Annotated in this window: 11 protein-coding genes; 4 read left to right on the top strand and 7 right to left on the bottom strand. The window is 37.5% G+C overall.

What is annotated here, in order from left to right; translation table 11 throughout:
• Positions 1–5: 5 nt before the first annotated feature.
• The 6 genes from B3600_RS22915 to B3600_RS22890 all read right to left on the bottom strand — a co-directional run bounded on the left by B3600_RS22915 (position 6) and on the right by B3600_RS22890 (position 7,132).
• The gene (locus B3600_RS22915) at positions 6–755 is read right to left on the bottom strand and encodes a LytR/AlgR family response regulator transcription factor (RefSeq protein ID WP_070568500.1); all 750 of its coding nucleotides are present in this window, start codon (positions 753–755) and stop codon (positions 6–8) included.
• Positions 752–2,359: a sensor histidine kinase gene (locus B3600_RS22910; RefSeq protein WP_286754515.1), complete on the bottom strand. Its 1,608-nt coding sequence runs from the start codon at positions 2,357–2,359 to the stop codon at positions 752–754. Before B3600_RS22910 ends, B3600_RS22915 begins: the two co-directional genes overlap by 4 nt.
• Before the next feature lie 579 nt (positions 2,360–2,938).
• Positions 2,939–3,379 (bottom strand): hypothetical protein, encoded by a 441-nt coding sequence (locus B3600_RS22905; protein WP_286754514.1) that lies wholly within the window; start codon positions 3,377–3,379, stop codon positions 2,939–2,941.
• Between the two features lie 194 nt (positions 3,380–3,573).
• The gene (locus B3600_RS22900) at positions 3,574–5,124 is read right to left on the bottom strand and encodes a serine hydrolase (RefSeq protein ID WP_286754513.1); all 1,551 of its coding nucleotides are present in this window, start codon (positions 5,122–5,124) and stop codon (positions 3,574–3,576) included.
• Between the two features lie 153 nt (positions 5,125–5,277).
• The gene (locus B3600_RS22895) at positions 5,278–5,937 is read right to left on the bottom strand and encodes a SanA/YdcF family protein (protein WP_201303515.1); all 660 of its coding nucleotides are present in this window, start codon (positions 5,935–5,937) and stop codon (positions 5,278–5,280) included.
• Positions 5,938–6,091: 154 nt separating this feature from the next.
• Positions 6,092–7,132: an endonuclease/exonuclease/phosphatase family protein gene (locus tag B3600_RS22890; protein WP_286754512.1), complete on the bottom strand. Its 1,041-nt coding sequence runs from the start codon at positions 7,130–7,132 to the stop codon at positions 6,092–6,094.
• A gap of 364 nt (positions 7,133–7,496) precedes the next feature.
• Between B3600_RS22890 and B3600_RS22885 the strand changes: the two genes are divergently transcribed.
• The 3 genes from B3600_RS22885 (at position 7,497) to B3600_RS22875 (ending at position 10,552) form a co-directional block, all read left to right on the top strand.
• On the top strand, positions 7,497–8,423 hold the full coding sequence (locus B3600_RS22885; RefSeq protein ID WP_070568525.1) for a hypothetical protein: 927 nt from the start codon (positions 7,497–7,499) through the stop codon (positions 8,421–8,423).
• Positions 8,424–8,501: 78 nt separating this feature from the next.
• Positions 8,502–8,840: a luciferase family protein gene (locus B3600_RS22880; RefSeq protein ID WP_286754511.1), complete on the top strand. Its 339-nt coding sequence runs from the start codon at positions 8,502–8,504 to the stop codon at positions 8,838–8,840.
• 170 nt (positions 8,841–9,010) lie between these two features.
• Positions 9,011–10,552: a protein adenylyltransferase SelO gene (locus B3600_RS22875; RefSeq protein WP_286754510.1), complete on the top strand. Its 1,542-nt coding sequence runs from the start codon at positions 9,011–9,013 to the stop codon at positions 10,550–10,552.
• Between the two features lie 566 nt (positions 10,553–11,118).
• Here B3600_RS22875 and B3600_RS22870 read toward each other — a convergent pair.
• Positions 11,119–11,487 (bottom strand): MerR family transcriptional regulator, encoded by a 369-nt coding sequence (locus tag B3600_RS22870; protein ID WP_286754509.1) that lies wholly within the window; start codon positions 11,485–11,487, stop codon positions 11,119–11,121.
• A 123-nt stretch (positions 11,488–11,610) separates the two neighbouring features.
• Between B3600_RS22870 and B3600_RS22865 the strand changes: the two genes are divergently transcribed.
• The gene (locus B3600_RS22865) at positions 11,611–12,498 is read left to right on the top strand and encodes an alpha/beta fold hydrolase (protein WP_286754508.1); all 888 of its coding nucleotides are present in this window, start codon (positions 11,611–11,613) and stop codon (positions 12,496–12,498) included.
• Positions 12,499–12,552: the final 54 nt, after the last annotated feature.

The raw sequence follows: 12,552 nt of genomic DNA, 5'->3' as shown, positions 1-12,552 counted from the left end.
TTGTTTTACAATTGTGCCAAAGCGTTTTTTACGCGCTCACGGTTTGGTTTAGATACTGGTATTTTCTCACGGTTTGCCAATAGTAAAGTCCCGCCATCTTCCTTAAGCCAACTTTGGATATAAAAAGGGTTTATAAGGTGACTTTGGTGTGTTCGAATAAAGTTGTGTGGAATTAGTATTTCGCTGTATTCTCTTAAAGGTTTTGAAGAAATTATTTTCTCTTCATTTAGTAAGTGAAAAACGGTATATGTATCGTCTGCTTCACAACGTATAATATCGCTAATGAGTAAGTATCGAGTTTCGTTTTGAAAAGCAAGAGCTATCTTCTGAGGCACCCTCTGTTTCGATGTCAACTGCTGAATCAGAAATTCTACCCCGGGATTCTGCACTATTGTACTTACTTTTTTGCAAGCCTTTTCAACGGCCAATTTGAGCTCGTCTATATCAATGGGTTTTAGAAGATAATCTAATGCCGCATGTTTTATGGCTTGTATACCATATTGGTTGTATGCTGTAACAAAAATCACCTGAAAGTCTATTGTTTCAAAATCCTTAAGCAGGTCAAAACCTGTCTGACTCCCCATTTCTATATCAAGAAATACCAAATTGGGTCTATTATTTTTAATTAAGCTCGCTGCTTCAGTAATCGTATTTGCAATTGCCACAACTTCAACATGTGGACAATACTTAGCCAATAGCGCCTTTAAATTTTTGGTATTTGAAATTTCATCGTCCACTAAAATAGCACGTATCATAATAACCAGTTTTTAAAAATTAAAGATACGCATGTCCCCGTACTTTTAGATTCTGTATCTATGAAAATATTTGTCTCTGGATGCAATTCATTCCAAAGCTGTATACGCTCATTGGTTAACCTGATTCCTAATCCGAATGGTGTATGTGCTATATCATACCCTCGACCGTTATCCAATATAGTTATTATCATATCACTCTCCCTCCTCTCAAAATATAAGCTAACCTTTCCACGTTCCTTCAATTCTGATATCCCATGTTTTATAGCATTTTCAACCAATGGTTGTAGGAGCATTGTTGGTATTTCGATGTTATTAGGATCAAGATCCTTAACATCAATCGCATATTCAAAACCAAATCGTAGCTGTTCCATCTGAAGATAATCGGTTAAAAGATTGCGCTCATCCGTGAGTGTATTTACCGATTCACTATCCAGCACATTTCGGGTGAGACGGGCAAATTTGCTTAAATACCTATTTGCATTGTCCACATCATTGTTATTTATAAAACTCTGAATGCTAGCGAGCGAATTGAAAAGAAAATGAGGATTGAGTTGCGCCTGAATCGAGATCAGTTTAGTTTCCGATATTTTTTTATTTAAACTCTCTTCTCGGATTTTTTTTCTATTTCTTCTACGCAGTACATAAATTAGAAGAAAGCTTATAATGCTAAAGATAATAATTAATGATAGAGACCACATGATCATATCTTGCATAGAGAAAGTTCTATCAATTTGTATTTTGACATTTTGTCTAAAACTAGACGATTCCATCTCTTTCTCCGTCATATTCTCTAATTGTGGTCGAATAATGATTTCATATTCTCCAGAATTTTTGAAATTCTCCCGACCTATTGAAATATTCGGTTGCTCTATTCCATCTACAGTGTAAAAACTGTAATTCCAAGAATTACTTTTAAATACAATGTTGCCAGTTTCCTTTTCTTTTACCAATAACGAGTAAATGGAACTGTAATCATTTTTTCTAACTGCAACCTTCAGAGCTGTAACATCATTGTCCAAGATAATTTTCGACGCATCTGTTTTCATTTCAACCGCAGATCTATTTGATCTATCAATTAGCTCCCTTCCAAGAAAGATAATATCAGTTTTTGGGATCGCTGTGTTATATATAATCACGCTTCCCTGTTCTGAAGGATTTTTTTCGTTATATAAGGTTACAGAAATGGTCTTATTTCGGATCTCCGTTATTGGCAATTCTGCTATATAACCAAATAAGCCGTGTTTGTTAAAGTTCAGGTCCTCTAAGCGTCCGGATAACAACGTATTTTTTAAATCATCGACAACAGCAAAGCGATAGTTCTTTATGCCTGAAAGTAGTTTAGTACGAATTTTGAATTGTACCCTATTTCCATTATTGATATAAGTCAGCGCTTGGTTGCTTATGTTGGGAAACCTGTTTGCATAGCTCCTAATTTTACTCAGACTATCGAAGGAGGCACCGATGCTTATTCCTGCAATATCTATACTCCCTAAATAATATTCTACCTTTTTGTCGATTGAATATTGTTCGCCCTTGCTGCTAACCTGAGCAACAATGGGTATCCAAAAGAATATAGCGATTAGTAAAAACGTGTTTTTTTTCATGATCTGCCGTTTATACTTACAAAACTCTATAATAATTAATTTTAAAAAAATGCAAAAACAGTATTGCTCTCCGCTCACTTGGTAAACTATACGCCAGGATCAGGATTTAATCATTTGAGCGCTCATCACAATTACGCTCTTATATCGAAAGGTATAAACACAAAGTCGACATAGCCGGACTCTATCTTATTGTATCCGACCGCATTCGCTTTCGAGAGTCGCTTTGCGATTACGTTGATCCTTATTCGCGCCATAAATGAACCTAATTAGTTGAAGCTCAGACGTGCCTGTCTTGATTCGTAGTAGCCATAACTTGACGAAAGCAATCCTGCTAGATTTTGCGAGTATTTAACTCGGTTACCTTTATATCCGGAGCGCCTATGCTGTTCTGGACATAATCATAAAGACCTCCCCTCCATAAGAAGAATTTTCCAATCAATAAGAGCTTCGGTAAAGAAGTCATTTAGGTTACAATAAGATCTGATTTTTTCACTTGGGTTACCGAGATATCACGGAGATAAGCGCCTTATACAAGTAATAAAAATAGGTATAAAAGCTTAAATATTCAAAGCGGGGAAACTACTCAGTATCAAATTGAAGGATCCCCTTCCCCTCGCGAATTGATTTATAAATACTATCCCGCAGTTTTGGATCTATGTTTTTTTGTTTAATGTATTTTAAAAAACCTGTAATGGTGTCATTATGATGATATATTCTTTCAGCACTACTCTTTTTCAATAATAATCTGTGATTACCAAGCAGATCCATTTCAGTTAATTCAATAGTTGAATGTATAGGTATTGGATCAGATAAGGTCACCTTGAAAGTTGGAACCTTTGATTTTAATAATACCCGATCCACCGTTCCTATTTTTTGATCGTTGAAATAAATATCATTGGGCATGGATGCTATTGTCTTTTCTTCTCTGAATTCCAGAAAATACTGTTTTTCCCTATCGAAATTACACCCCATCAAAAGTACGACCTCAATTAGTATTATTTTTACAGGTGAATATCTCATAATGCGTCTATAAATTATCAGGGATTAAATCTCAAATACTTAAGATTCATTAAAGTCCCCATTTTTAAATTCACCCAATCTTCTGCTTTCGTATGTCAAATACAATTTGACAGCTAATCTTTTCTGTGGCAGCTGGCTTAGGAGTGCCATCGGGGCACCTCCTTTTCATGTTATTGCTCCATACGATTGGTCGGTTACTGCGATGCAGTAACAGGACTGTGTTTACGATCAAACATAACCGGTTTTTCACTACCGTCCAACAGAATTCCTATACCTTGAATCTGACCGTCCACATCGCTAAAGAAGTTAAAGAGAAGATTACTTGGTTCAGGATCTGCTACACCATTTTTATCGACAGACCTTGGGTCAAAAACATCATAATGTCGGTGGATAAGGACAACCTTCTCATAACCGAGTTCACTGTATAGCTTGTTATCCTTAAGCCTTACCTCAATAATTCCATATGCAGGATTCTCAAAAGAACCAGTGTACTGTTTTAAGGAATGGGAAGGTTTCGTCGCTGGAATGGGCAACTTTTCTTCTTCTTTTTTAACATGACGCAGCGAATCGATTTCAGCCTTTTTTTCACCATTCCAATCGATTGGTTCCAAGCCAAAAAGGATATCCGCTATAGAATTTCTGACCACCGTAGGGACCTTAGACACGTTTTGATTGGTTAATACGACAATTCCGAGTGTATCTGTTGGAAAAAATGCCACATTCGCAGAAAATCCGTTAATATTTCCACCATGTTCTACTTGATAATGTCCTCTATAGGAGCCAATCATCCAGCCTAATCCATAATTGGAAAGGAAAACATCTTTGTGTTTGTCCGGTAAAGCGGCATCCATCACCATTTGGGAGCTCGCAGCCTCATTTATATAATTTGCAGGAAGTATTTCTTTCCCATTGAAATAACCTTGGTTGAGCCAAACCTTGAGCCAATTAGACATGTCACTAGCACTGCTATTTATGCTTCCTGCTGGCCCCATACCACTAATATTATAATAATCAATCAGTTTTATCGTGTTATCTTTGGAAAGTGTATAGGGCAAAGAAGCATCGCTGTCCCGTTGAAATGCTAAGAGATCGGTATTAGAACGAGTCATTTCTAGGGGAGTAAAAAACTTTTCCTGTATATTTTGTTCCCATGTCTTACCGCTCAATCGCTCCACAATCATTCCTTGAGCAAGGTACATAAAGTTATTATAGAACCATTTCATGCGCAGGCCTGAACTGGGTTTCATAAATCTGACCCGTGAAATCAGACTATCTCTATTTTTACTATTGAACAGAAACCAAGATAAATCATAGCGGGACAAGCCTGTCCTATGCGCCATTAGGTCTTTAACCACGATTTGATTATCCATCTCATCATTGTAAAACCGTAACGCAGGCAGTAAAGATACCGCTCTGTCCTCAAATGTCAGTTTGCCATCCGCTCTCAACAAACCTAACAATGAAGCGGTAAAAGCTTTGGAGCTCGAACCGATTGCAAAAAGCGTATTCGGTGTAACAGGTTTTTTATTCGCGAAATCACGATAGCCAAATCCCTTATTATAAATTATTTTATCGCCTTTTACAACAGCAACGGCAAAACCCGCCACATGATGATCTTTTAAAACTTGGCCGAGAACAGAATCAATTGCTTTAAATTGATCTTTCTGCCCACCTACTTTCCCAACCTGAGAAAATAGTGACAAAGAAAACCAGGAACAAAAAATAAAGGTTAAAAGGAATTTCATATCAAATTGGAATATATACGAAAATACTTATTCAACATGATTCCCGCAAGCTACTGGAGACATTGCCTTTAATTTTTTTATTCCTGGTTGTTCTTAGGAGGTTGCTGAATTTTACGATAATAATTGGTCTATCAATCCGTAAAATCTCCTAAATTATTCTTTCGTATAATTCGACTTTCCGTTTACATCCACCTGCTTACCTAAATACTTTGGTTTTCTATTTCTCATTACATCCAAAACCGCTTTCGTTACCGATAGTTTTTCTCTAAATGCATAATATTTATATCCAGGGTAAACTCCTCGATCGGCACTATAACCGAATGATTTTATGCCTAATTTATCACCCAGATAAACACATCTATTTAGATGATATTTTTGAGATACCAAAATTGCCGTATCAACATTAAATATATATTTTGCCCGGTACATGGTCGAGTAGCTATCGAACCCAGCATAGTCAATGTAAATTTTAGCGGTATCGATGCCATTTTTCTGACAGTACAACTTCATTACGCTAAGCTCATCGTACTCGTCTCTTCCGTTGTCTCCCGACAACAATATTTTATCCACTTTGTGGTTTTTGTACAACGAAATCCCAGCATCGAGTCTATCTTTCAAATACCTACTTGGCTGATCACCATTGATGCCAGCGCCAAAAATGATGGCTACCTTGGTTCTTGGCACATCCTTAAGTTCAGTGAAAATCACCGAATCTGTTTTAGCCGTTACATTGCTATTGGTTATCACCACAACAACCAGGGCTACTACGCATAGAACGACAACCACTAAAACGAACCTTTTAATCTTTTTCATTAGCTTGATTTGTTCATGATAAACTTATCATTTTAAACACAAATTTAATAGTACAACCAATTGAAAATCGAACCAATTATAATTCGCTGCAGATAAATTATCATTCGTAGGCACTTACAGTCTTTTCGGTATATTTCATTTGGCTATTAATGCTCTAGAATTTAAACATAACCAACATCGCTTTATGATCGGTTGGCCACACACCTTCGGGCAGCAAGAAGTTATCTTCACTATCTTTTTCCTGCTTCTGTCCATACTTTACGGTTTCTACAGGACCGACAATGTTAGCTTTTACTGGTTTCAACGGTTTTTTGCTGCGGTAATAAACATAATCGATCCGATCTCGATCATCCGCTGTGGGTGCCCATGCCAATTTCCCAATGGGAACATCCTTGTTAAAAGCAGGATAGGTAAAACCAGGATGACTGACCGGGTTGGGATATAATTGACGGAAACTATCTATAAATCCGGCTTTTTCTAATAAAACCGAACAGTCCCAAGGAACCACTGCCCCACGATGGTCGAAAAGATCTTTTGTAGCCAATGTCCAATCCAAATGTGAAGGCTCATTAAAATCACCTGCAATAATAAACGATTGTGATTGATCCTCTTTTTCTACGTCGCTCAGGATATCTTGGATAGCTTCATCACGTTTGCTTTTCCGATTAGCCTCAATAATGGTACCTACATCTGAAACAGGACGATCTAACTTCTCCCAGGTCAAACCATCGTAACCACGCGGCAAGTAGCATGCGTAATTTGTGTAGTCCAAGTGTAAAGAATAGCATACAAAAGAACGCTTTCCAATCTTGATCTTACTTTTTAAAACACCGCCCATGGTACTATCTTTTTCATAAAGCGCATGCTGTGATTCAATCGGATATTTGGAAATAAAACCGACATCCAGTTTTGCATCACTGGACTGGCCAAAATAGATTGCCCCTTTAGATTTGAGTTCCGTTAGTATACGCTGAATAAAATCTGTTCCCTTGTAATTGCGGACTTCACTAAAGAGAACGACATCTGCATGCTTGGCAATAATTTCGTCTGCTATCGCAGGAAACCCATTGGGCACAACAGTCCCCTCCTGCCAAATGTTGATCTGCAGTACTTTTACCTCATTTTTTGCCTGAGCGAAGAGTGTATGCCCCAAAAGGGCTATCACTAAAAGCAATATAATCTTTCTTAATTTCATTGGAGTTGTCTATTTCTACTGGAAAGTATTACCGCAACGTTCTTGCCGAGAGCGGTTTCTACCATTATCATATAAGCGAGTTTCTTACTTATTTCTGTAATAACCAAATAATTTTATCCACATTATCAACTCCAACACATTGTCGTTGACTTGCTTCATCAACTTTTTCGCGATTTGTATCGAATTCAGCAGTAGGATACATCCAACGCAACGGCATTTTTGTATTTGTAACATTTTGATCAGCTTCAATTGAATAGCATCATATTTATCAGCATTCCACAATTTATTAAATAGCGAATTATTTAATACCTTAGCCACACAAAGTTTTAGCACAACCGGTTTATGAACATAAAAATCAAGTATCATGAGTTTGAAACAAACGTTTTATAAAGTACGAAGTTCTAAAACAGTTCAGGGAATTCTAATCGCCAACATTTTTGCATTTCTAATTATTGGTATGCAATCTTCATTGCTGCCCAAGGATGCAGGGGTACTTGTTTTTTCTGAGTTTGTGATTATTCCACTGTTGATGGGTATTATCATGGCTTGGTGTTGGAAAGATACTGACATGAGAGGTAAACAAATAACCGCATGTTCTATCTTGGGTGGCCTTATGGCTATCTTACTCAGCTTTATATTCCTAGGTGAGGGCATTATTTGCCTCTTAATTGTTTCACCTCTTATCTTTGGCTTTGTTATCGCAGGTGCCTTTATTGGAAGGTCAATGTTTAAAAAGAGTAATCAAAAATTGAATATAAGCATTGTTAGCCTCTTACTTGGAATTTTTATTGTCGACTCCCTGACTGATCACCATCATGAAAATATGGTCTCCGATGAGATCTTAATTCATGCGAGTCCAACGCAAGTATGGCAACACGTGGTCGCCTTCGATCCCATATCTCAGAAGGAAAACTATTGGCTTTTTAGTATAGGAATGCCGAGCCCCATGGCTACAACGGTAAGTGAACATAAACTGGGCGCAAACCGAAAATGTATTTTTAGCAACGGGTATGTTTTCGATGAGAAGATTGTAAAATTTGACGTCAATGAAAACTTAATTTTTGATATCATTGATCAACCCAAAGACCCTGAAATCATGGGACATATCGATATCAAAAGAGGTCAATTTATATTGAAAGACAATGGAAATGGTACCACTACCCTTATTGGGAACAGTTGGTATAATCTCCATGTTTTCCCGACTTGGTACTATGACCTTTGGGCAGAAAGTATCACTAGGAATGTCCATTTCCGAGTCATGGAGCATATTAAACTTTTAAGCGAGCGATAATCTATGTTTTCTTTTGTGGTAAAAAGAGTTGGCTTTTTAAAGGATATCCCCTTATTAGCCATTCTATTTGATAGTCTCATGAGATTTTGGATGTTCATTGCCAAGCCTGAACTGCTAAATTGGATCGATGACCTGGAAGAAAATGTAAAAGGAATGCCCGGGACGACGATTGGGATACATAAATATGGTGGGACTGCGTTCAATTATTTGGGAAAGGAATTTGCACATGTCCATAGCAATGGTTTAGTGGACATTTTATTAAATAAAGAGCTAAAAAAATCATTGATGATGGAGGGAAAAATTAAGGACCACCATGTGTTTAAAAATTCAGGCTGGATCAGTTTTTATCTTCACAATAAGCAAGATGTTGCCTATGCCTGTTATCTCTTGAAAAAGGCTTACGATCGTGCTAGATAAAAACAGCAGGCTATATTCTTTTAGACAGGCTTTGTCTTCATAAAATGTTCATTCACTGCAATAATTAGCTATCGGCTCTTTATTTTGGCTATCTATGTACTCATTATTAAGACACCATCTAGGTATAAAAAAGGAAGGTCTTTATCTTTTAGATTTAATATCTTTGCTGTATGAATATTGAACAGATCAAACAACCTTTCCTCAAAAAATTCCCTGGAGATTTTTCCAATAACCCTACACAGCGAGGCACGCCAAAAGTGCTATTTGCTACGATTGAACCTGCATGGTTTGAACAGCCTCAACGGATTGCTTTTAACGAAGCTCTTGCTGAGGAAATAGGGCTGGGTAAATTTGAAGAAAAGGATCTTAACTTTCTGGTAGGCTCTCACCTACCCGACAATATTCAGACCTACGCTACAGCTTATGCCGGGCATCAATTTGGTAATTGGGCCGGGCAACTGGGCGACGGCAGGGCCATTCTGGCGGGAGAAATTACCAATGCTGCTGGTAAGAAGACCGAAATACAATGGAAAGGAGCCGGTGCAACACCCTATTCAAGGCGTGCAGACGGAAGAGCCGTATTACGGTCTTCTGTACGTGAATACCTCATGAGTGAAGCCATGTATCACTTAGGCATACCTACCACCAGGGCTTTAAGCCTGGCCTTTACAGGAGAAGATGTTCTTCGCGATATCATGTATAACGGCAATCCACAATACGAAAAAGGAGCCGTAGTGATCAGAACCGCCGAAAGCTTCCTTCGCTTTGGACATTTTGAACTGATGTTTGCTCAGGGTGAACATACGTTATTACAGGATCTGCTTGATTTTACAATTGAAAATTACTTCCCTGAAATTGTTTCATCCGATCAGCAGAAATACAAAGATCTTTTTGAACATGTATGTATCCGCACAGCAGACTTAATGGTAGAATGGTTCAGAGTAGGTTTTGTACATGGGGTAATGAATACAGACAACATGTCCATCTTAGGCCTAACGATCGATTATGGTCCCTATTCAATGCTGGATGAATATAATTTAAATTTCACCCCGAATACTACGGATCTACCGGGAAGAAGATATGCATTTGGAAAGCAGGCACAGATTGCCCAATGGAATCTATGGAAACTCGCAAATACCCTCCAGCCCATCATCAACGATGAAAAGTTTCTTGAAAACACCCTAAATAATTTTGGCGTTTATTTTTGGGAAACTCATGACAGAATGCTCTGCAAAAAATTCGGATTTGATGAACTAAAAGAAGAGGATGAGGTGTTTTTTAATAACTGGCAGAGCTTAATGCAGGACCTCGCATTAGATCATACCTTATTCTTCAATCAACTGGAGAAAACAACACCAGAAACTGATTTACAGGAACATTTCAGCCCGGTAGCTTACAGCGCTTTAAATGAAGAAAAGCTCAGCAGACTGAAAGACTTCATGGAAAACTATCGATCCCGTCTGAATTCAAATGCTATTTCAAAAGCTGAGTCCGTGGAATTAATGAAAAAAACAAACCCCAAATTTATATTGCGGAACTATCTTCTTTACCAATGTATTGAAGAAATTAGTGCCGGAAAAACAGCACTGTTAATGAAGCTAACGCAAGCATTAGAAAATCCTTACCAGGAATTATTTCCGGAATTTTCCGTCAAGCGTCCTTCAAGCTATGACGACACCGCAGGATGTTCTACACTTTCATGCAGTTCGTAGTATGAAATGCCCCGTTCGTTAAACATTTAGGGTGGGTTTAAAAGCTAAAGTTTAGAATATGTAGATTTTCTAAAAATAATCATACACAATAGCCAGCCAACAAGTAAACCTGCCAAGAGATAAGACTCCAGGTGCATATCCTGAAAACTAACACTACGTATATCACTATCCGAAGCAAACTCGGCCCTTTTTAATAGGTCACGTATCTGAACAACTTTAAATTTTAAATAAATCACGCGTATTCCACAAAATATAGATCCTGACGTGCAGATCAATAGTATAGTAAACAATTGATTTCTTACCGAAGATATTTTACAATAATTTTTGACTGACAGATACAGAAAAGGAAGAATCCCAAAAGAGAAAATAAAAATCAGTGCTGGCAAAACCTGACCGGGTAGGCGCCAACTATTATTAAGCAAAGGGCTTTCACCTATTATTTCGGTGGTAAAAAACACCAAAAACCGATCTCTAATAAAAAAGGCAATTAGACACAATACGATTGACAGTCCAATAGCAATGCTGTATTCCTTCATCATTTTCTTTTTCGCAAAGTTTTTTATAGGTTATCGACTTAAACCATTTTCGATATTGCTTTTACATCGTACAATTTGTTTTTTCATTAGCTTAAGTTCCTTTATCTTAGTGTGTATCTGTTGCAATTTAAGATCAAGCACTTCCATTTTACTTGCCTGAGTCAGCTCTTTTTGATACCATGCATCAATAACCTGTTTAATTTCAGCTAAGGTAAAGCCTACAGCTTTCGCCATCTTTATGAACCTCAGTTTTTCGGTTACTTCATCGTCATAATACACGTACTTGTTGGAAGTTACCTCCTTTTTTGTCATGCCAGAAATGAGTCCGCTCTTTTCATAAAAGCGTATAGTTCCAATAGGCATGTTCGCTTCCTTCGCTAGTTGACTAATTAATTTCACTTGATAATCAATAGTTTAAAAAAATAATAAAAGTATATAGTATACTTCATACTTGTGGGTTGTAAAAATACAGTTTAAATTTGTCTATTGAAAATCAATGGTAACTATCAATTATCTTTTATAATGAAAATAGGATATTCCGACAAAGAACTTATTAAACTTGTACCCGGCTTCACAAACAATTTTATTGTAATAAATGGACTATCAATCCATTATGTTCAAGGGGGCAAAGGAGACCCCATAATTCTTATTCCGGGTTATCCAGAAACATGGTGGGCTTACCATCATGTCATGCCAATATTAGCAGAAGACAACCAAGTATTTGTTGTTGAAATTAGAGGGATGGGTAGCTCGGATAAACCGGAAAATGGTTACGATAAAAAGAACATGGCCAAGGATATCTACGAATTAGTCAAGCATTTAGGCTTCGACAGCGTTTGTATTGCAGGTCATGATATCGGTGCACATGTCGCTTTTAGTTTTGCTTGTAATTATCCACAAGCAACAAGCAAATTGATACTGCTGGATACACCACATCCAGACCCAAGCATGTATCAGCTTCCGATGTTACCTATTTTAGGGAGCAGTTATTTATATCCCTGGTGGCTAGCTTTCAACCAAGTCAAAGAATTGCCAGAAAAGTTGCTTGAGGGACGCATGTCAATCGTCATCTCTTGGTTATTCGACAACCTGCTGATTAATAAAGATAGCATAAGCCAATTTGATATATCGGTGTATAGTAAAGCGTATGACAACCAGGATGCCATTCGTAGTTCCAATGCATGGTATCAGGCCATTCCACAAGATATTAAAGATTACGGGAGCTATGATAAATTAGAAATGCCAGTCCTAGCGATTGGTGCGAGTGGTTATGACCTATTGCATCATTCTTTACCGGAAATCACCTGTAATCTAACACTTAAAAAAATTGAAAACTGTGGCCATTTTATTCTTGCCGAAAAACCTATCGAAACTGCCGAATTGATCAAAGAGTTTTTATTGACGATCTAATTTCAGACGAAATCAACTTGTAATCAACCCGCAACGATTGTGTTGGCTATCCGC

This window comes from Sphingobacterium sp. UBA2480, from assembly GCF_002341965.1.
In the GTDB taxonomy this organism is placed as follows: Bacteria; Bacteroidota; Bacteroidia; order Sphingobacteriales; family Sphingobacteriaceae; genus Sphingobacterium; species Sphingobacterium multivorum.
The sequence above is the reverse complement of the archived record's forward strand: the minus strand, read 5'-3'. Positions and strand labels throughout refer to the sequence as shown.

Coding starts and splice junctions, on each gene's coding strand:
- B3600_RS22915 (WP_070568500.1), bottom strand. CDS start 755: ATGATACGTGCTATTTTAGTGGACGATGAAATTTCAAATACCAAAAAT.
- B3600_RS22910 (WP_286754515.1), bottom strand. CDS start 2,359: ATGAAAAAAAACACGTTTTTACTAATCGCTATATTCTTTTGGATACCC.
- B3600_RS22905 (WP_286754514.1), bottom strand. CDS start 3,379: ATGAGATATTCACCTGTAAAAATAATACTAATTGAGGTCGTACTTTTG.
- B3600_RS22900 (WP_286754513.1), bottom strand. CDS start 5,124: ATGAAATTCCTTTTAACCTTTATTTTTTGTTCCTGGTTTTCTTTGTCA.
- B3600_RS22895 (WP_201303515.1), bottom strand. CDS start 5,937: ATGAAAAAGATTAAAAGGTTCGTTTTAGTGGTTGTCGTTCTATGCGTA.
- B3600_RS22890 (WP_286754512.1), bottom strand. CDS start 7,132: ATGAAATTAAGAAAGATTATATTGCTTTTAGTGATAGCCCTTTTGGGG.
- B3600_RS22885 (WP_070568525.1), top strand. CDS start 7,497: ATGAGTTTGAAACAAACGTTTTATAAAGTACGAAGTTCTAAAACAGTT.
- B3600_RS22880 (WP_286754511.1), top strand. CDS start 8,502: ATGAGATTTTGGATGTTCATTGCCAAGCCTGAACTGCTAAATTGGATC.
- B3600_RS22875 (WP_286754510.1), top strand. CDS start 9,011: ATGAATATTGAACAGATCAAACAACCTTTCCTCAAAAAATTCCCTGGA.
- B3600_RS22865 (WP_286754508.1), top strand. CDS start 11,611: ATGAAAATAGGATATTCCGACAAAGAACTTATTAAACTTGTACCCGGC.